Consider the following 19,466-nt stretch of genomic DNA (forward strand, 5'->3'; position numbering starts at 1 on the left):
TGGCACTAATATTGCTTAGATTTGTTTTATTAATTGGTGTTTTAATTATAGGATTTTCTCATGGCACACATCTCAGTAAAAAAGTACAGTCAGGTTAGCGTTAGCAACATCAACGAAATGACACCGTACGAGCAGATAAACCTTATCTTCAATAATATCATTGGCAGATTAGCGGCAACAAAGGGCTTTATTGAACGTAAAGAACTTGAAAAAAAGGGTGAGAATATCTCTAGTAGCATTTTATTGTTTGGCGCTTTACAAGACGCGTTAAACTTTGAGAAAGGCGGAGAAATTTCTAATAACCTTTTATCACTTTACGACTTTTGCCAACGCCGTCTAACAGAAGCAAATATCAATAATGATATTGATGCAATTGATGACGTTATTCGAATCGTAAAAGAAATAAAAGAAGGCTGGGATGCAATTCCAGCAGATGAGCGCACACCTAAAGCTGATCAATAAAATGCCTGATAATCTGACTCTGGACGAGCAACTCACAGCCCTTTCAGAGCATATAGACAAAACAGAGATTGAGCTTGCCAGCCAGTCGTTAGTGGCTATCGATAAAAAGCTAAGGGCTTGGTGTGAAAGTAGCACGCCTCCAACCGAACAAGAGCTCTTAGCAATACAAACCCGTATTTCTTCCGCCATGGCCAGACTAAAAAGCGCAAGAGACAAAACACAAGCAGAACTTCTCAGCCAACGAAAATCAAATAAGGCTATCTCTAAATATAAAGCAACTAAGCGCTAATCTAGCGTTTAGTTGTTTTTATTACCTCAATTGCGCGACATAAAGTCGCGACTACAATACAAGTTAATATCACTTTTGTTATTCATTTTCGCAGCATAAAGGTCGACGTGGGTAAACTGATTATGTTTGTGGGGGTTTTCAAGCAAAGCGTAATTCTTGATAAAAAATAGTTTGTACGCCAAAAACAAAAAAGCGCCAAAGAAGTTGGCGCTTAAATAAGGAAAAGTGATAAGTTTACTAATTACTCTTTTTAACAACACCTGGCATATTATCAAGCTGCGCTTGAACATAACTACTGGTTGAATTTAGCTGTGCAACAAGTAAATCCATGCTGTTATATTGGTCGTATAAACGAGACTCTAAAGATTCCATTTTTCTTGCAAAATCAATGCGCTCATCATCTAAACCATCTAACTGAGTTTGTTTACTGTCAATTCTGTTTTGAACAATACCATCAGAGTCAGTATAAAAGCTCATAAGTTCATCAAAAGACTGCGCAAAGCCGCCCTCGTCTTCATTGTCACCTAAAAAGAATTCTTGAACTAAATCCACATCTGCTTTTACTTGCTCATCTAAACGCTCTGCATCTAAGGTCAGTTTACCGTAACGGTCTGCTTCAACCCCAAGCTTAGATAATGACAAACTACTGCCATCACTCAAGCCAACTTCATTGGTTAGCTGTTGGCGAAGCTTTGACATCACACCACGAAGCATAGAGTCACCGGCCATAACCCCAGCCCCGTCTTCGCCTGAGCGGCCAAGATTTTTGCTAAGCTCAAGTAACTCATTATAGCTTTCAATAAAACTGTTTAAGCCAGCTTTGATGTTACTATTATTCTCAGTAACCTTTAATGAGCTATCATCATCATCTGCACCGTGTACTTTTTTAGCTGTAATATCTACGCCATCGATAACATTCTTAAACTCATTCGTGTTACTCGTCACGGTGAGTGTGCCATCAATGGTAATTTGCGCATTCTGCGCAGCATCAACTTCGGTTAAATTAGTAACATGATTAGCAGGATCGGCATCTGATACATCATATGCTAAGCGAGAAAGACCGCCTGTATCAGTGTTGTTACCATCATTATCTTGCACTGTAATGCTGATGGCATTTTCTTCACCGGTTTCTTTACTTGTTAATACTAAATGTTGTCCAGCATCCGTAGTTACAATTGTTGCTGTCACAGAGTCATTACTATCAGTACCCGTGAATGGACCATTATTTATTTGGTCTCGTAAATCCTCTAATGTATTTGTTGGTGACAAGACAGTAGAAAAACTATTTTCGCCTGAGCTAATGGTAATAACGCCACTACCAATTGACTCATCCGCAGCAAAGGCTGGTGATGACAACTTATGTGCTTGTGCGAGCGCATCAACCTTTACATTATAACCACCAGGCTGAGCGTCTTTATCTGATTCAACGGAAAGAAAGTCATCACCACCAGAAATGCTTCTTCTTTGATAGTTTTCAACATCACCTAATGCTTCCATTGAGGTTTGCAGTTTTTCAAGTGCTGATTTGAGTGCACCAGCTGCTGAAATATCCGTTGTTAAAGTTGCTTCTCTTTTATTTAAACGTGAAGTAAAAGGGGTGCGCTCAGCATTAACTAACGCATCAACAATATCTGATACTGCTAAACCTGAACCTAAACCATTAAATGAAATAGCCATAACACATCCTCTTAATTACCTATTTAAATCAAAGTAGCAAAAAGCTAAGCTGTTTGATCAATTAAAAAACCAGCGGTTTCTGAAAGTTTAGCCACTAGGCTCAACACTTCTTCAGATGGGTATTGCTTAATTAGCTCACCACTGTTTTTATCAACCACTTTAATAACATCACGGCCCGACTCTTCATCAACTTGAAACTGCAAACTGCGATTCATTTCGCCCATGAAGTCTTGCAATTGTTGCGCCATTTTCTCAAGCTGCTCGCGGCCCAATTCATCTTTTTCACCGCTTTGTTGAACTTGTTGATAATTTTGCTCTGTTTGTTGTTGAAGTGTATTTTCCGTTTTATTTGATTCATCAACCGCCGTTGCTGTCAGTTGTGGACTCGCAGCTAACTTATCGTCAGCTTTTTGCGGAGCCACTGCAAAATCAGGGCTTTGGGTTATTGCACTCATAACGCCTCCTTAAACATTTTACCCTATGGCTAATACAACAAAAGGAGATTAGCTAAGCCAATCTCCTTTTTATTTTAGTTAACTAATGCTGACTTAACCATTAGTTGTTGTAACTAATCACACTATTAACCAATTAAGCTAAGCGCTGCTTGTGGTAATTGGTTCGCTTGCGACAAGATTGATGTACCTGCTTGTTGCAAGATTTGGTTTTTAGTCATGTGTGCAGTTTCTGTTGCAAAGTCAGTATCTTGAATACGGCTACGTGAAGCAGATACGTTTTCAGAGATGTTTGCAAGGTTACTGATTGTGTGACCAAAACGGTTTTGAACCGCACCTAGGCTCGCACGCTGCGTATCAATTTGAGCAATCGCCGAGTCAATAACATCAATTGCTTCTTGAGCAGAGTCTTGACTTGTTGAAATATCAATAGAGTTTACTGTATTAAGCGTTGAAGACGTAGCAGCAAGTAGCTCACCAGTGTCAGCAGTGCCATCATCACCTACTGTAAATGATTGAGTCGATGATAGACGAAGCTCTGAAGTCTTAGAAACATCAGCTGCAACTGCGCCGCCATCAAGGGTAGCTGTTGCGGTAGCTGCTGTAGCACCAGTAATTTCAGCACCTTTAACACCTGTCGCTTTTAAATCGATAGTTCCAGCATCAGCATCATAATCAACTTCAAAACCATCTTTTGCTAAATCTGCAGACAAACGCTCAGTGTTACCTGCGTAATCAGCAAGGTCATATGATTTGTCACCAATGTTTAATGTACCATCATCAGTTACTGATAAATCGCCAATTTGAACTTCTAATACTGCTTCTGCCGTGATACCGATATTTTGCGCATTAATAGCAGTAGCAACATCTGCCGCTGACTGAGTATTTGCGTATGTGTGAGTATAAGAACCTTTATACCCAGAGAAAGTGATATCACCACCTGTACCTGTACCTAGCTCAGTATCTAAATCTGTAGCAGTTAATGTTCCAAAAACTGTGCCTGCACCTTTGATTTCGTTAGCTCCCAAGTCGTTAGAGCTTGTACCATCAAGTGTTACATCAATTGTTTGGTTTGCATTTGAACCAACTTGGAACTGTTTTGTACCAAAGCTACCATCTAGTAGTTTTACACCACCGAATGTCGTTGTATCAGCGATACGTGTTAATTCTGTTTGTAGTGCTACAACTTCTTCTTGAAGTGCATCACGGTCTTCAGCAGAGTTTGAACCGTTAGCTGATTGTAGTGCTAGCTCACGCATACGTTGAAGGATACTTGTTGACTCATTCATCGCACCTTCAGCAGTTTGTGCCATTGAGATACCGTCGTTAGCATTACGTTGTGCTACTGCTAGACCATTTACCTGTGAAGTTAAACGGTTTGAAATTTGTAGGCCTGCCGCATCATCTTTTGCGCTGTTGATACGCATACCTGATGCTAAACGTTCCATTGAAGTTGCTAAGCCTTCACTTGAACGAGACAAGTTACGTTGAGCATTTAATGAAGATACATTTGTATTTACTGATAAAGCCATGATAAAACTCCTGATTACTTTCGTAATATATCTGTTTTGATTTAACCAAGAACTTTCACAATTGTATGTTCAAGCTCTGTACTGGTTAAGTTAACGGCAGGTGAAGATTTATCTTTAGACTTTTTTTCAAAAAAATTAATATTTTTATTAGAAAATAATTTAACTGTTTAAAATTATTGAATTTTATTATTCATTAAAACGTCTATTTAAAGAAGATGTTTTGCATTCCATCCCTACATTTATCGCTTAAAAGAGCCATTATTACGTTTTCTACTAATACAGTGATGCTTAATAAAACCGTGCGACCAAGAGTCACAACTATTACTCATCGTACTTATTAATAGCTATTTCAAGATAAAGTTGCCCGTAAGCTCTTTGGCAAAATCTAATTGTTGATATCCACCTAGGGTAGCGAAAGATCTGACACTTAAAACAAAAAACGCACTCAGTGAGTGCGTTTTTAAAGTAACAACTAATGTTAGCCACCCAACAGGCTGATTGCTGCTTGTGGTATTTGATTCGCTTGCGACAAAATTGACGTACCCGCTTGTTGCAAGATTTGGTTTTTCGTCATGTGCGCTGTTTCTGTTGCAAAGTCAGTATCTTGAATACGGCTACGTGAAGCCGATACGTTTTCAGCGACATTCGCTAAGTTGCTAATTGTGTGACCAAAACGGTTCTGTACCGCACCAAGTCCAGCTCGAATACTGTCAATTTGTGCAATTGCCGAGTCGATAACATCAATAGCACTTTGCGCACCATCTTGAGACGATGCAATATCAATATCTTTAACAGTAGATAACGTAGAGGCAGTTCCTGCAACAAGTTCTGCCGCGTCTGCCGTACCATCATCACCCACTGTAAACTGTTGAGTTGAGGTAAGTCTTAGTTCAGACGTTTTACTCACATCAGCTGCTGTTGCATTACCATCTAACTGCACCGTAGCACCTGGTAGCGTTGAACCTGTGATTTCAACCCCATTCACACCTTCAGCAGTTAGATCAATAGAGCCTGTATCTGCATCAAACTTCACATTAAAGCCATCTTTAGCAAGCTCTTCAGATAAACGCTCCGCGTTACCCGCAAACGTTGCTAAATCATAAGATTTAGTACCAACGTTTAAAGTACCATCATCATCAACACCTAAATTGTCGATTGTTACATTTACATAAGCTTTTGCTTCAATACCTGTATTCTCTGCATTAATTGCCTCAGCAACATCCACTGCTGATTGTGTATTTGCATAGGTATGTGTATAAGCACCCTTATAACCAGAGAAAGTTACGCTGCCACCAGTACCATTAGCAAACTCTGTTGCAAGTGTTGAGTTATTAAACTCACCAAAAACTGTACCACCACCTTTCACTTCATGTGAGCCGATATCACCCGCAGCTGTGCTCTCAAGTGTTACATCAATCGTTTGGTTCGCATCTGAGCCCACTTGGAATTGCTTAGTGCCAAAGGTTCCATCGAGTAGCTGTACACCACCGAACGTTGTTGTATCAGAGATACGAGTTAATTCTGTTTGTAATGCTGTAACTTCTTGCTGTAGCGCGTCTCTATCTTCTGCTGAGTTTGAACCATTTGCAGCTTGAAGCGCAAGCTCACGCATACGTTGTAAGATACTGGTAGACTCTTGCATCGCACCTTCAGCTGTTTGCGCCATTGAGATACCATCATTTGCGTTACGCTGTGCGACTGCAAGACCGTTTATTTGTGATGTTAAACGGTTTGAAATTTGTAGGCCCGCAGCATCATCTTTTGCGCTATTAATACGCATACCCGACGCTAAGCGTTCCATTGAGGTTGTTAAACCTTGACTTGATTTATTCAGATTACGCTGTGCGTTTAGTGACGACACATTAGTATTGACTGTTAATGCCATTTTACCATCTCCTAGTTTTAATTAGGCTGTGGTCCAATGATAATGTGAGGAACCACGCGCTTTGTAAAACACATAAAGCAGGAAGCGTGCCAGCTCAAAAATAAATTTTAAAACCATGTTTTATAAGCGTTTTTAATTCACTCCTTATGATAAAGCTCATAATAAAAAAGCCAGTGACAATTTATTGCCACTGGCTTTTTTAGAAATAGGCAAACTATTTCCGATGTTTTGTCACTATAAATAATCAAACAATGTTAAGTTGGCTAAGCGTCCAAAGGTTGCTTGTGATGCCTGCAACGCTGTTTCATGTTTCGTTAAATCGCTAATCGCTTCGGCCATATCGACTTCAACTAAGTTTGCTTTACTCTCTTTATTATTAATATCTAACGCGCTATTTGAGTCAGTCACTTGTTCAACCAAGTTCATACGTGCACCTAAACTTGCTTGAGTAAACACAACTTGATCACTGGCATTTTGTAATTGCACCAAACCATCAGCGAGTGCATCATGCAGCTCATCACCTTCAAGGCCACTATTAAGGCTAGTGATCAGGTTTTGCATGGTATTGAGTACATTCTCTTTTTGCGGTTGTTGCAACGAAAAGTCAAACGTACCAGGGGCTGCGCCCTCTAGCTTAAACTCCATACCAGCATATTCAATTGGCTCACCTGTGTATTCACCAGTCACTGCTGGGGTGATTGGATTACCATAGCCGTCATTAATAACATAGGTATCAGGGTCACCAGGGTTAACACCTGGAACAAGTTCGACTTGAAATGTATTATCTGCAGGCAATGCCGTCGGGTTCAAGTCGTAATTCGCTTGATGGAACTTATCAAAATCAGCTTGTTTTTTGACATACACAGTACCCGATGTAACACCGCCTGCCGCTGTTCCCTCATTTGATACTACATCAAGGCGGGCATTCACTTTTTCGAACGCAGTAAAACCATTATCACTTGAGCGAACATCAACACCTTTAGCTATTGTTACTTTATGCTGTCCCTGATCGCCTTGATATTCATATAGGCCAGTTAGCGTATTCAGGCTGTATGTTTGCGTGCTATCTTGATAACCAGAAAAAATATACTTGCCATCTTCAGATTGACTATTCATTGAGCTGAGCAAAGACTTTTGCAGCTCCTCCAGCTCACTGGCAATGGTTTGTAAGTCTGTCTGGCTCATCGCCCCATTACCGGCACGAATTGCTAGCTCTTGCGCAGCCTGAATGGTGGTATTGATATTTTGTAGTACACTTTCTTCTGTTTCTAATCGGCCATTCAGTTGATTAATATTTTTAGTATACTGCTCGTTTGTCTGGATTTTATTTGTAAATAAAGATGCTTGCGAGTAGGCAGATGGGCTTTCTGACGTCGATAAATATTTTTGCCCAGTATTCACGCGCTCTTGTGCATTCGCAACACCTTGCTGCCCTTCAAGAATTTTGTTGATACTGCTTTGGTACATTAAATTATTAGATAAACGCATAATTACCTCGCCGCACTTAATAAGGTATCAAAAACTGAACGGGCAGTCGCAAGCACTTGTGCAGACGCCGCATAAGATTGTTGAAAACGAAGCAAATTAGCAGCTTCTTCATCTAGGTTTACACCCGACAAAGATTCATACCATGCTTCAGACTGCTCAGCCAACGCTGTAAAAGCTGCGCCATTCGTTTGAGCTTGCCCTGTAACCACACCAATATCAGACACTAAACCAGTATAGGCTTGATTAACGGTTTGATGGTTATTATCTGCTGAGCCGTCAACATTTCGTCTCACGATATTTGAATTCTGAATATCAGCTAGCAATAAACCATTACGGTTATCGTCAATTCCGCCTTCATTTGCTTCCACAGTAAATGTATCACCTAAAGCAGGCGTACCTTCTATATCGAAATCAAAACCGTAATTTACAAAGTTACCGCCTGCTGCTGAAAGCACATTTTTTAATGGCGGTGTTCCGTTGAATGTTTCAGTATTAACCCCATCAGACACTGTATATTCATCTGGCTCTGCAGTTTTAGAAATCGTAATACTGCCATTAGGTAAACTGACTGGAGAACCGAAATAGCCTGCATCGGTTACTGTTCCAGCAGTAATACTGGCATCACTGGTGTTGTTGATATCATTAGCTGTTCGAATAGGCGATGCAAGCGCTAAGTCTTCGGGTCTGTTTGTAGCTAGCTCTAAATTGCCAGAAGCGTGAGAGTTTAATTTAACCATAAACTTATCACCGACATTCGCCGTGCCAGAAACATTGAGCTCTAAACCAAATGACTCACCACCGGCAGGTGTAATAGTTGAAGAGTCAATAACCCCACCCACTACATCTGCGGTTGTTACTGCACCAATTGGCTCACCTTTATTATCAACTGCTTGGATTTCCACTGTCGTAGGGCTGGTATAACTAATCACAAAATCACTGGCTGGTAGTGAACTACCAAACCCAGCTTCAACAGTTGCCGTCATTGATGCGTTACCCGTATTTGCCTGATACGCAAGGCCATTGGTTGAAGGGATAGCAAAAATATCTCCGCCCATTTCACCATTCGCAGTCATACCTAGGTGATTCTGTTGGTTAAATGCATCAGCAAGCGCCAACCCCATTTGACCAAGCTGGTTGTGTGCCGGCACGAGGATGTCATCACGAAATGATAAAAGACCACCAATTTTGCCTTTTAATTTACCCGTATCCACCTCAAGCGGCACAGCTTTGCCACCATTGACATCTAACTTAAGTTCTTGAAAACTCGGATCAGGATCGCCTGTTAAAGAAAATAAATTAAATGTACCATTTTCCATAACTAAGGCTTCGCCTGTGCCTAAATAAACTTGCTTTTCACCGTTACTGCCATCAAGCGTTTCAATATCAATTAATTCAGATAAATCACGAATCGCTTTATCACGTTCATTATAAAGGCTACTTGAAAGTGACTCACGGTCAGTGCCATCAACAGCAACAATTTGTGAATTCAGTTCACTTATACTTTGAATTAAATTATTCGCTTCTTCGGAAAAGATTTCTAGCTGCTCATTCACAACCGCTTTTTGCTCTGAAACAATCCCCGATAGTCTATCCATCTGATCAATTAAATTCTGTGCATCTGTCATCACTAAAGAACGCGCAACATTTGACGATGGCTGATTTAGGCTTTCTTGAATATTATTAAAAAACGAATTAACACTGGTTGATACACTATTTGACTCTTCTGAGAATAAGCTATCCATGCGGCTTGCTTCTGTAACAAATTGGTCAAAAAATGCTTTACTTGAAGTGTCACGATTGAGCTGTTTTTGCGCAAACTCATTGAGTAAACGATAAGTTTCACCACGACCAACTTGATTGTCGATCATGGTAGTAAATTCTGTTCGCTCACGTACATAGCCTTCTGTATTAACATTGGCTATGTTTTTACTGGTGGTTTGCAGCAACTGTGAGTTTGCTCTTATACCAGCATTTGCAATGTCATAAATATTAAATGACATGAGGGCTTACTCCTTAACGTACCAATGAAGCAGCAACACTTTGAAGCTCAACACGCTTTAGTACCTGCTTTATTTTATCGGCATAATTTGGGTCTGTTGCATAACCTGCTTTTTGTAAAGAATCTAAAAATGCTGCAGGCTCTGCGGTGTTTTCAAGTGCTTCTTGATAACGAGGATTCTCATTGAGGAAATCCACAAAATCATGAACACTTTCTTTAATTGATTGATAAGAACGAAAACTGGCTTGTTTCTTAACAGGCACACCTTGCTCAAACTCCAAAGTAAGTTTGCTTGCTTTGTCACCTTGCCAGCTTTTATCAGATTTAATATTGAATAAGTTGTTACTACTGGTGCCGTCTGCTTTGCTAATAATGTGTTTTCCCCAACCTGTCTCAAGGGCAGCTTGCGCAACCATGACAGCAGGGTTTAAACCAATTTTCTCAGCTGCATTTTTAGCATGTTCCCACACCGTGCTGATAAATGATTCAGCATCATCAAAGCGATTTTCAGTTTGTTCATTGGCTGACGTAGTCTCGACAGCTTTAGTCGTCGTATCTGGCTGTTCAACACCACTTGCACGTCTATCACTGTTAAACTCAGTTGTAGTCCTAAGCACAGAGCCTGGCATAAATTTTTTGCCATCAGGCGATAACTGCTGAACAATAAGATCTGCTAAACCCAATGAGCCATTTGAAGACAACTCGACTGATAGTTGCTGATCATGCATTTCTTCAAAAAACTTTACGCCACTGGTGTTAAAAGGACTGTCTTTATCTTCGAACGCTTCATTCGCTTTACGCATGCTCTTCAAGAGCATTTGTGTGAAAATAGATTCAAATTGTGCCGCCGCCTTTTTTAACGCCTCTTTTGACGCATCGCTAGAGGCATCACTTTTTAGGGCACTTTGACGTAATGAGTCTAAGTTACCTAAATCAAAAAAGTTTTGCTTGTCGAGATGATTAGTATCCATCAGCTTTTTGACACAATAATTATTAATACCCAATTAAATGCAAAAAATGAGCCAATAAATAAGAGAAAAGAATTTAGAATAATAACGCAGAGACTAAAAGCGCGCTTTCGCGCGTTTTTAGTTAATTAGATAATCACAAGTTGTCCGTTTATGGCCCCTGCTTGCTTAAGTGCTTCAAGAATGGCCATTAAGTCACCCGGCGCTGCCCCCACTTCGTTAATAGCACGCACCAGATCATCAAGACTAATTCCTGGATTAAATACAAATGCACGAGAATCATCTTGGTCAACATCGATAATGCTTTGATTAGTCACAACTGTTTCACCCTCGCTAAATGCGTTTGGCTGCGAAACATTTTGCTGCTCAGCAATGGTAACGGTTAATCCACCATGCGTAATCGCCGCCGGTTGCAATTTAACATTCTTACCAATCACTATCGTGCCTGTACGTGAATTAACAATAATTTTTGCTGCAGTGTCAGCGGGTTTGAACTCCAAATTTTCAAGCGTTGATAAATAAGCAACACGCTGCGATGCATCACGAGGTGCAAGTACTCTCACCGATGCCGCATCAATTGCTTGCGCACTATTTGGACCAACTAAGTCATTAATTGTTTGCTCTAATCTTTTTGCTGTTGTGAAATCAGGGCGATTCAAGTTAAAGGTAATGTAGTCGCCTTGCATAAACGGGCTTTTAACTGCTCTCTCAACCGTTGCGCCATTAGGAATACGCCCAACAGTGGGTGTGTTGATAATAACACGACTACCGTCAGCACCTTCTGCACCTAACCCACCAACTACAAGGCTACCTTGGGCAATCGCATAGGTGTTGCCATCAACCCCTTTTAAGAAGGTTTGCAGTAATGTACCACCACGTAAGCTTCCTGCACTACCAATTGAAGAGACCGTGATGTCAATTGTTTGGCCAGGCTTTCTAAATGCAGGCAATTCTGCGTGCACAGCAACAGCGGCAACATTTTTAATTTTTGGCTTTAAACTCGCCGGCAAAGTTATGCCAAAACCATTAAGCATGGCTTTAAAGCTTTGTTCAGTAAAACGGCTTTGTTCACCAGTACCTGGCAAACCAACCACCAGACCATAGCCAACTAATTGGTTAGAGCGAACACCTTCGACCATAGAAACATCTTTAACCCGCTCAGCCTGCACACTAAACTGCAAACTAAGTAAGCAAAGTGCGATGATGCATTTAACCCCATTCATGATGTGTTACCTCTAAAAAGGAAAAAGTGAACTACTGAAGAATCGAGAAAGCCACCCTGCACTTTGCGACTCTTGCATTTGCCCTTTTCCTGAATATTGAATTCGTGCATTCGCAATGCGATTCGATGTGACTGTATTATCGGCGGTCACATCTTCAGGGCGAACTAAGCCTTCTAAACGAATAAATTCTTCGCCTGTATTTAAGGTTAGCCACTTTTCACCGCGGATCACTAGGTTGCCATTAGGCAAAACGCGCATTACATTGACGGATATATCACCAAATAAGCTATTAGACTGGTTTGACTTTGAATCGCCTTTAAATGATGAACCTGAGCCAATGCCAAACTGGATGCTATCTCCGCCTATATTAACTGGGTTTCCACCTAAGCCGATAACCGGATCTAAGCTCGCATCCGTTTCTTTATCTGTTTCAGTTTTTGCCGCTTTCGATGCTTGCGTAGACTCTTGCAACTTAACAGTAATAATATCGCCTGTTCTGAGTGCTTTTTTATCTGAATACAGATCATTTGACAGGTAACTATCAAACAATGAACCTGTTGGTACCATTTGTTCAGCAGAAGGCTCTGGATACATAGGTGCATAGTAAGGGTCATCCTGAACCACATGGTGGTTCTGTGTTGACATACAACCACCTAACATAAGTGCTGCCGATGTGACTAAGATAATATTACGCATGCGACCTCCTACCCATTAAAGCTGCTGATTAATGTAGCTAAGCATTTCATCAACTGCTGAAATCACTTTTGAATTCATTTCATAAATTCGTTGCGTTTCAATCAGATTTACAAGCTCTTCAGTTACATTAACGTTCGACGTTTCAAGTGATCCTTGAACCACAGTACCTAAGCCATCAATTCCTGGATTACCTTGCACAGGCGCACCACTTACAGCGGTTTCTGTATACAGATTTTGCCCCATCGGCTCTAAACCCGACGGATTAATAAAATCACTGATTGTAAGCTGACCAATCACGACATTTTCTGCTTGTCCTGCCACCCGCACAGATACTTCACCATCTTGTGAAACAGTGATTGATTGCGCATCGTCAGGGACATTCATTTCAGGCTGAATAGGGAAACCCGCACCAGAGGTTACAATTCGGCCATCTTCATCGGTTGTAAATTGGCCATTACGTGAGTAAGCAATATTTCCATCTGGCAGTTGTACTTCGAAAAAGCCAGGGCCTGAAATCATCCAATCGAGTGAGTTTTCGGTGGTAAGCATATTACCTTGCGAAAAGTTCTTCTGGTTTGCAACTACTTTTGCACCCGCACCAAGCATTAAACCTGATGGCATTTCAGTATCTTGTGATGAGCGACCACCAGGCTGATTGATATTTTGATATAGTAAATCTTCGAATACAGCACGGCTTTTTTTATAGCCTACTGTGCTGGCATTTGCGAGATTATTTGAAATCACCGAAATATCGGTTTGTTGGGCATCAAGCCCTGTTTTACTGATCCACAATGCAGGATTCATAATTCTACCCTCTCAGTGCTATTAAACGATGCGTAACAGCTGATCTTGACGTTCATCAATCTCTTCTGCTGTTTTCATCAATTTAACTTGTAATTCAAATTGGCGTTGATGGCTGATCATATCGACCATTTCATGTACAGGATTCACATTGGACATTTCAAGTGTGCCTGATAACACCTCTACATTTTCTGACACATCACAAAAGGTACATTGACCATTCACTAAGGTCTCTGGTTTTGGCCGAAATAAGCCATCATTACCTTTTTCAAGTTGCGTGTTATCAGCCTCAATAACCTTAAGTCTGTCAACGACTTCTAAAAAGTTTGCTGGCGCACCTTGAGGTCGAACTTGAATAGAACCATCTGAACTAAATTCAACTTTTTCAATGGGCAGTGGCAAAATAATCGGACCACCTTCGCCAATAACTTGACGTCCATGGCTGGTCATTAATGCGCCATCGGGAGTAATGTTTAATGTACCGGCTTTTGTATAAGCTTCGTTACCTGAGGCATCTTGAACACTTAGCCAACCTCTATCACTCAATGCAACATCAAGATCGCGTCCAGTCTCAACATACCCACCCGACTCCATATTTGAGCCAGGTCGCTCTTGCATAGAAAACACGCGTGTAGGCATGCCTTCACCAAACGCTTGCATAGAGCGGGCTTGTGCAAAATCAGCTTTAAAGCCAGTGGTGTTAGCATTAGCAAGGTTATTAGCCTTTAGGGCCAGACCTCGCATACTTTGCTTAGCACCCGACATGGCAATGTAGACCATTTTGTCCATAACATTGACTCATTAAAAATACGATATTTGATAAATGCAATAACAGTGCCAAAGTAAAATTGACGCCTTATTTAGCGCTTATGAAGTGTAGAGCTCTGTGTTGTAGCAGGTGTGGGTCTAGTGACTAAAATGAAAAAGGCTGCCTGTTAAAGAGCAGCCCTTGTGTCGGATTGAGTTGAAGATCCGCTATTATTAACGGATCTGTAAGATATTTTGTTGCAGTGTTGAGTTCACTTCAAGCGCACGCGAGTTTGCTTGGAAGTTACGCTGTGCACTAATCAAATCAACTAACTCAGACGTTAAGTTTACGTTTGATTGCTCAAGAGCAGAAGAATTCACAGTACCAAGCGTACCTGAACCTGGCTCCCCAGCAATAGGCTCACCTGAGGTTAAGCTTTTCTTCCACGATGTATCACCCACTTGTTGTAAGCCTTGTGAATTAGAAAAACGAACCATGGCAACTTGCCCTAGGAATGAGGTATCACCATTACTGTACGAAGCAACAACCTTACCATCTGTGCCAATATCAATACCTGCTAAGCGGCCCACTGTTGCGCCATCTTGCTCAAGTGCTTTAACTTCAAAGCGGCTGGCATACTGGGTTGGTATTTTATTTGTAGTACCTGCTTCATCACGCCAGTTAATATTAACGTCTTCAGGGAAACTCGCACCATTTGATAATAAGTCAGATAAACCAACCCCTGCACCCGCACCATTTGGGATAGAAAGTGGGTTGAAGGTAGCATCTGTATTTGGCGCACCATTTGTATTTAATGGTAAACCACTTGAATCAAACTGAAATGTTGATAATGGCGTGTAAGGCGCAGCTGTTTCTTCAACACCTGCTGGGCTAAATGGTTTTTCATCGAGCGTAGCATACACTTGCCACTCATTGTCATTCCCCGTTACGGTCGCATCTGTTTTCACAAAGTAAAGCTGTAAAACGTGCGGCTCACCCAGTGAGTCATATATCGTTGTCGATGTCGAACTGTTATACGACGCACTAGTTTCAGGGTCAAAAGGCGTGACTGTTGGCGTAGTAGAACGTGAATCTAGATTGAACGATGAATACACGTTATTGGTTGAACGCGGCGAGCCTGATGAGTCTGGAATTTGAATAGCTGAAGAGGTACTTAAGCTCACTGACGTTGTGTCACCTGTAGCAGGATCTACTGGAAAGCCTTGTAAGTAGTTTCCTTTAGCATCAACAACAAAGTTATCTTTATTTAACTTAAATGCACCAGCGCGCGTATAAGTAAAGTCTTGAGCTCCTAGCTCTTGGCTCATCGCGAAGTAACCTTCACCGGTGATGGCTAAATCAAGCGAGTTATTGGTAAACTGTAGTGAACCCTGATGGAACTGTTGAGCCACCATGGTTGTTTGCACACCATCACCATTCTTAGTTCGACCAGAGCTAAACACTGAAGATGCATATACATCCGCAAATTCAGCTCGTGATTCTTTAAAGCCTGTCGTATTAACGTTGGCAATATTATTTGCTGTTACATCTAAATCTTTTTGCGCGGCAGCAAGTCCGGTTAATGCAATATTGAAGCTCATAAGTCACCTCTAAAGTGTCAATCTGTAGCACTTGGCTAACTAATTAATCTGTATAATTAAGCGATTTCTGCTACATCAGTTAGCCTAACCGCGCCTTCTTTTGTATTTATAATGATGCCGTTCGAACCATTAATGTTCACACTCTCAATATTCTTGAAAGTCGCAATCGGTAAGCTGGTGTAGTCACCATTAACGTTGCCCTCGGCTTTGATTTTGTACTCACCAGGTGGCAAACGTTCGCCATCTTCATTTTCGCCATCCCATTCAAAACGAATTGCACCAGCAGATTGCGCCCCTAGCTCAATGGTTCTAACTAGTTGCCCTGATTCATCTTCAATACGCAGTGTTAACTCATCTACCGGATTTTCTGCAACAACAGAGCCTTTAGATACACCCGTTTCGTTTAAATCCAGCATATCTGACTCAAGCAACGCTTGCTTACCTACTAAAGTAGATGCTTGTAGCGCCGAGTTAGATGTCATTGAAGCCGTAAGGGATTCAAATTTACTATTAAGATTTGAAATACCTTCTGCCATAGTAAAGTTTGTCATCTGAGCAATCATTTGATCATTGTCAGCGGGCTTACTCGGGTCTTGAAACGATAACTGTTGAGTTAACAACGAGAAGAAATCTTCTTGTGTTAAAGTGTCATCTTTCTCTTCTGTTTTCGTTTGATTGTCTTGCCAACGTAAGTTATCTAAATACGTGGATGACGCACTGCTGATGTCGTTACTCATAACTTATCCTCGGTTACCGCTGCCCAAGCAACAGTGTTTTACTTAACATTTGCTTTGCTGCATCAGCAACTTGCACATTTGTTTGATAAGAGCGAGAGGCAGAAATCATATTAGCCATTTCTTCTACAACGTTAACATTTGGTTTGTAGATATAACCGTTTTCATCTGCACTTGGATGATTCGGGTTATATTCAATTTGCAGAGGCTTGTCGCTCTCTACAATACCCAGTACTTTAACGCCAACAGAAGAGCCCTGAGGATTGCTTTGTGATGCTGACGCTTTTGTAAGCTCAGCGGCAAACACAGGGTGACGCGCTCGGTAAGTCTCATTTTGACTAGAGCTAATCGTATTTGCATTTGAGATATTACTCGCCGTGGTATTTAAACGCACATTTTGTGCACTCATACCCGTACCTGAAATATCAAAAACATTATATAAACTCATGATTAAGCTCCTTGACTACCGAGGGCTTTTTTAAGGCCTTTAATTTTACTACTCATAAATTGCAGGCTTGCCTGATACTCTAATGAGTTTTGTACATACAAGTTTCGTTCCACTTGTATATCAACAGAGTTACCATCACCTGTATCTGCTTGATTTGGCGTGCGAAACATTTCTGAGTTACCAACAAAACGACTACCACCCGCAAGGTGTTTCTCGTTTGTACGTACCATAGTGTTGCCGCTTTGTTGGTTGCTTTTTGCCGCTTTTAATGCAGATGCAAAATCCACATCTTTTGCCTTGTAGCCCGGCGTATCAGCATTAGCGATATTAGTCGCTAATAACTCAGCACGTTGTGAACGGATCAACATTGCATGGGGGTGAACACCGAATGCTTTATCAAAACTGATAGCCATAACCATCTCCAAAAATTTGACTCTGCATTGGACAATGCAAAAGACAAGCCAAAAATAAAGAGCCTATCAATAAGGTTATAACTAATTGAAAATAAATAAGATATAGCAACCTAATAGTTAGGTTGCTAGAAGGGAATTATTTCTTCTGGTAGATGATACCTGGATTACAACGTACCATATCAAAGCTATCACTTAAGCCCGCCATTGACTCAGATGCGCCTAAAAATAAATAGCCTTTGGGGTTAAGTGCCTGAGCAAATTGCGCAATAATTTTTGCCTTAACCTCTGGTGAAAAGTAAATCAGTACATTGCGGCAAAAAATGATATCAAACTTGCCCATCAAGGCATAAGAATCTAATAAGTTGAGATGCCTAAAACTGACCATTTTTCTTATTGGATCAACCACCTGTGCCATACCATTGCCACTATCCTTAAAGAACTTTTGCCGCCTTTCCATAGACAAGCCTCGAGCGAGTGCAAGTGAGTCGTACTCAGCATTCTTACACATATCAAGCATGGTATTTGAAATATCAGTACCAATAATCTGCGCACCCATTTTTTAAAACACCTGGCTGCTTAGATTGAAACTCGGCAACCGACATAGCTATCGAGTAAGGTTCCTGACCAGAAGAACTTGCCGCAGACCAGATTTTCACTGGTCTATGCAAGTCTTTAAATTCAGGAAACAATTTAGTTTTAAGTAACTCAAAGGGGTATTGGTCACGGAACCAAAGCGTTTCGTTTGTCGTCATCGCATCAACAACTGCGGCACGTAACTGCCTCTCATGAGGACTTAGCGTTTTGCTCACTAATTGTGATAACGATTCCACACTAAAGCGAGCCATCAATGGTGCAAGGCGACTTTTAACTAAATATAGTTTGTTATCACCTAACACAATCCCACATTGTTGCTCTAAAAAAGAGCGAAATTGATCGTATTCGCTTTGTTGTAAGTGCTTATTTTCCAAAGTAATACCACCTATAAATTATTAATCACAGTGAACCCATTTTTTAACAGCTGTTGCTAATTCATCAGGGTTAAACTTTGCAATAAAATCATCCGCACCCACTTTTTCAATCATTGCTTGATTAAATACACCACTCAGTGATGTGTGTAAAATTACATGTAGCGGCGATAATTTTGGATCGGCTTTTATTTCTGCTGTTAAGGTATAGCCATCCATTTCTGGCATTTCAACATCAGATATCAGCAAACCAACGCGTTCGGTGATATTGTTTTGACAATCAAGTTCAGCAATTTCACGTAGCCTCAGCAATGCTTCTTTACCATTTTTAGCAAGCTCAGTTTGCACACCTAGTGGCTCAAGAGCACGCTTAACTTGATTTCTTGCTACCGCAGAATCATCAGCAATAAAGACGATGCGTTCACCTAAGTCTTTTTGAATTTCGCCCTCGCCCACGACCTCAGCACTGACCTCAGTATTAACTGGGCAGATCTCGTTAAGAATCTTTTCAACGTCAAGGATCTCTACCAGCTCGTTCTCTATTTCGGTGACGGCTGTCAAATACGAATAACGGCCAGCGCCCGATGGCGGAGGCATAATTTTTTCCCAGTTCATATTTACAATACGTTCAACACCACCGACTAAAAAGCCTTGAACTGAGCGATTGTATTCCGCAATGATAATAAAACTATCCTTTAAATTCTCGATTGCAGGGCCGCCAACAGCCATAGATAAATCAATAACTGAGATAGTTTGACCTCGAATATGGGCCACACCACGGATATAGGCGTTTGATTTTGGCATGTTTGTAAGCGGTGGGCATTGTAAAACCTCTCTTACTTTAAACACGTTAATACCAAAGCGTTGACGCCCTCTGAGTTTGAATAATAGTAATTCAAGGCGGTTTTGCCCAACCAACTGAGTACGCTGGTTAACTGAGTCTAAAATGCCTGCCATTTCAATCTCCTAAAGATAAACAACCAGAGTCGGAACAATAATTGCTTTCTTTGTGTTAAAGCTACATAAGGTTACAAAGCGTCTGTTTTTTGACGCAAAATATTTATACCTTGTTTTCAACCATAAGC

18 protein-coding genes and 1 pseudogene are annotated in these 19,466 nt (G+C 40.9%); 2 read left to right on the forward strand and 17 right to left on the reverse strand.

Annotation, left to right across the window (positions count from 1 at the left end):
• Nucleotides 1-60 precede the first annotated feature (60 nt).
• Both fliS and LY624_RS12245 read left to right on the forward strand, forming a co-directional pair.
• Nucleotides 61-462: a flagellar export chaperone FliS gene (gene fliS / locus LY624_RS12240; RefSeq protein WP_062569718.1), complete on the forward strand. Its 402-nt coding sequence runs from the start codon at nt 61-63 to the stop codon at nt 460-462.
• Between the two features lies 1 nt (nt 463).
• Nucleotides 464-751 carry a hypothetical protein gene (locus LY624_RS12245; RefSeq protein ID WP_341803084.1) on the forward strand — a complete coding sequence of 96 codons (288 nt, stop codon included), beginning with the start codon at nt 464-466 and terminating at the stop codon, nt 749-751.
• A 237-nt stretch (nt 752-988) separates the two neighbouring features.
• On the opposite strand, the gene fliD is transcribed toward LY624_RS12245, so the two are convergent.
• From fliD to LY624_RS12330, 17 genes and pseudogenes are all read right to left on the reverse strand, one after another.
• On the reverse strand, nt 989-2,428 hold the full coding sequence (gene fliD, locus LY624_RS12250; protein ID WP_130150468.1) for a flagellar filament capping protein FliD: 1,440 nt from the start codon (nt 2,426-2,428) through the stop codon (nt 989-991).
• A 44-nt stretch (nt 2,429-2,472) separates the two neighbouring features.
• Nucleotides 2,473-2,883, reverse strand: coding sequence for a flagellar protein FlaG (locus LY624_RS12255; RefSeq protein ID WP_237118128.1), 411 nt, complete (start codon nt 2,881-2,883; stop codon nt 2,473-2,475).
• 125 nt (nt 2,884-3,008) lie between these two features.
• Nucleotides 3,009-4,412, reverse strand: coding sequence for a flagellin (locus LY624_RS12260; RefSeq protein WP_130150467.1), 1,404 nt, complete (start codon nt 4,410-4,412; stop codon nt 3,009-3,011).
• Between the two features lie 478 nt (nt 4,413-4,890).
• Nucleotides 4,891-6,297, reverse strand: a complete 1,407-nt coding sequence (locus LY624_RS12265; RefSeq protein ID WP_130150466.1) for a flagellin — start codon at nt 6,295-6,297, stop codon at nt 4,891-4,893.
• 234 nt (nt 6,298-6,531) lie between these two features.
• On the reverse strand, nt 6,532-7,785 hold the full coding sequence (gene flgL, locus LY624_RS12270) for a flagellar hook-associated protein FlgL (RefSeq protein WP_130150465.1): 1,254 nt from the start codon (nt 7,783-7,785) through the stop codon (nt 6,532-6,534).
• A 2-nt stretch (nt 7,786-7,787) separates the two neighbouring features.
• Nucleotides 7,788-9,785, reverse strand: a complete 1,998-nt coding sequence (flgK, locus tag LY624_RS12275) for a flagellar hook-associated protein FlgK (RefSeq protein ID WP_130150464.1) — start codon at nt 9,783-9,785, stop codon at nt 7,788-7,790.
• Between the two features lie 13 nt (nt 9,786-9,798).
• Nucleotides 9,799-10,755 (reverse strand): flagellar assembly peptidoglycan hydrolase FlgJ, encoded by a 957-nt coding sequence (gene flgJ / locus LY624_RS12280; protein ID WP_130150463.1) that lies wholly within the window; start codon nt 10,753-10,755, stop codon nt 9,799-9,801.
• 125 nt (nt 10,756-10,880) lie between these two features.
• Nucleotides 10,881-11,975, reverse strand: coding sequence for a flagellar basal body P-ring protein FlgI (locus LY624_RS12285; protein WP_130150462.1), 1,095 nt, complete (start codon nt 11,973-11,975; stop codon nt 10,881-10,883).
• A gap of 12 nt (nt 11,976-11,987) precedes the next feature.
• Nucleotides 11,988-12,671, reverse strand: coding sequence for a flagellar basal body L-ring protein FlgH (flgH, locus tag LY624_RS12290; RefSeq protein ID WP_130150461.1), 684 nt, complete (start codon nt 12,669-12,671; stop codon nt 11,988-11,990).
• Between the two features lie 15 nt (nt 12,672-12,686).
• On the reverse strand, nt 12,687-13,475 hold the full coding sequence (gene flgG / locus LY624_RS12295) for a flagellar basal-body rod protein FlgG (RefSeq protein ID WP_062569707.1): 789 nt from the start codon (nt 13,473-13,475) through the stop codon (nt 12,687-12,689).
• A gap of 21 nt (nt 13,476-13,496) precedes the next feature.
• Nucleotides 13,497-14,261 (reverse strand): flagellar basal body rod protein FlgF, encoded by a 765-nt coding sequence (locus LY624_RS12300; RefSeq protein ID WP_062569706.1) that lies wholly within the window; start codon nt 14,259-14,261, stop codon nt 13,497-13,499.
• 192 nt (nt 14,262-14,453) lie between these two features.
• Nucleotides 14,454-15,821, reverse strand: a complete 1,368-nt coding sequence (gene flgE / locus LY624_RS12305; protein ID WP_130150460.1) for a flagellar hook protein FlgE — start codon at nt 15,819-15,821, stop codon at nt 14,454-14,456.
• A 56-nt stretch (nt 15,822-15,877) separates the two neighbouring features.
• Nucleotides 15,878-16,558: a flagellar hook assembly protein FlgD gene (locus LY624_RS12310; protein WP_130150459.1), complete on the reverse strand. Its 681-nt coding sequence runs from the start codon at nt 16,556-16,558 to the stop codon at nt 15,878-15,880.
• A gap of 13 nt (nt 16,559-16,571) precedes the next feature.
• Nucleotides 16,572-17,003 carry a flagellar basal body rod protein FlgC gene (flgC, locus tag LY624_RS12315; RefSeq protein ID WP_062569703.1) on the reverse strand — a complete coding sequence of 144 codons (432 nt, stop codon included), beginning with the start codon at nt 17,001-17,003 and terminating at the stop codon, nt 16,572-16,574.
• Between the two features lie 2 nt (nt 17,004-17,005).
• Nucleotides 17,006-17,416, reverse strand: a complete 411-nt coding sequence (flgB, locus tag LY624_RS12320) for a flagellar basal body rod protein FlgB (RefSeq protein ID WP_062569702.1) — start codon at nt 17,414-17,416, stop codon at nt 17,006-17,008.
• A gap of 136 nt (nt 17,417-17,552) precedes the next feature.
• Nucleotides 17,553-18,384: pseudogene (locus LY624_RS12325) on the reverse strand (CheR family methyltransferase).
• A gap of 21 nt (nt 18,385-18,405) precedes the next feature.
• Nucleotides 18,406-19,338, reverse strand: coding sequence for a chemotaxis protein (locus LY624_RS12330; protein ID WP_130150457.1), 933 nt, complete (start codon nt 19,336-19,338; stop codon nt 18,406-18,408).
• Between the last annotated feature and the right edge of the window lie 128 nt (nt 19,339-19,466).

This window comes from Pseudoalteromonas sp. N1230-9 (genome assembly GCF_032716425.1).
Classification (GTDB): Bacteria; Pseudomonadota; Gammaproteobacteria; order Enterobacterales; family Alteromonadaceae; genus Pseudoalteromonas.

Coding starts and splice junctions, on each gene's coding strand:
- flgK (WP_130150464.1), bottom strand. CDS start 9,785: ATGTCATTTAATATTTATGACATTGCAAATGCTGGTATAAGAGCAAAC.
- fliD (WP_130150468.1), bottom strand. CDS start 2,428: ATGGCTATTTCATTTAATGGTTTAGGTTCAGGTTTAGCAGTATCAGAT.
- flgB (WP_062569702.1), bottom strand. CDS start 17,416: ATGGCTATCAGTTTTGATAAAGCATTCGGTGTTCACCCCCATGCAATG.
- LY624_RS12285 (WP_130150462.1), bottom strand. CDS start 11,975: ATGAATGGGGTTAAATGCATCATCGCACTTTGCTTACTTAGTTTGCAG.
- LY624_RS12300 (WP_062569706.1), bottom strand. CDS start 14,261: ATGGACAAAATGGTCTACATTGCCATGTCGGGTGCTAAGCAAAGTATG.
- flgE (WP_130150460.1), bottom strand. CDS start 15,821: ATGAGCTTCAATATTGCATTAACCGGACTTGCTGCCGCGCAAAAAGAT.
- flgL (WP_130150465.1), bottom strand. CDS start 7,785: ATGCGTTTATCTAATAATTTAATGTACCAAAGCAGTATCAACAAAATT.
- fliS (WP_062569718.1), top strand. CDS start 61: ATGGCACACATCTCAGTAAAAAAGTACAGTCAGGTTAGCGTTAGCAAC.
- LY624_RS12310 (WP_130150459.1), bottom strand. CDS start 16,558: ATGAGTAACGACATCAGCAGTGCGTCATCCACGTATTTAGATAACTTA.
- LY624_RS12260 (WP_130150467.1), bottom strand. CDS start 4,412: ATGGCTTTATCAGTAAATACAAATGTATCTTCATTAAATGCTCAACGT.
- flgC (WP_062569703.1), bottom strand. CDS start 17,003: ATGAGTTTATATAATGTTTTTGATATTTCAGGTACGGGTATGAGTGCA.
- flgJ (WP_130150463.1), bottom strand. CDS start 10,755: ATGGATACTAATCATCTCGACAAGCAAAACTTTTTTGATTTAGGTAAC.
- LY624_RS12245 (WP_341803084.1), top strand. CDS start 464: ATGCCTGATAATCTGACTCTGGACGAGCAACTCACAGCCCTTTCAGAG.
- LY624_RS12330 (WP_130150457.1), bottom strand. CDS start 19,338: ATGGCAGGCATTTTAGACTCAGTTAACCAGCGTACTCAGTTGGTTGGG.
- LY624_RS12265 (WP_130150466.1), bottom strand. CDS start 6,297: ATGGCATTAACAGTCAATACTAATGTGTCGTCACTAAACGCACAGCGT.
- flgH (WP_130150461.1), bottom strand. CDS start 12,671: ATGCGTAATATTATCTTAGTCACATCGGCAGCACTTATGTTAGGTGGT.
- flgG (WP_062569707.1), bottom strand. CDS start 13,475: ATGAATCCTGCATTGTGGATCAGTAAAACAGGGCTTGATGCCCAACAA.
- LY624_RS12255 (WP_237118128.1), bottom strand. CDS start 2,883: ATGAGTGCAATAACCCAAAGCCCTGATTTTGCAGTGGCTCCGCAAAAA.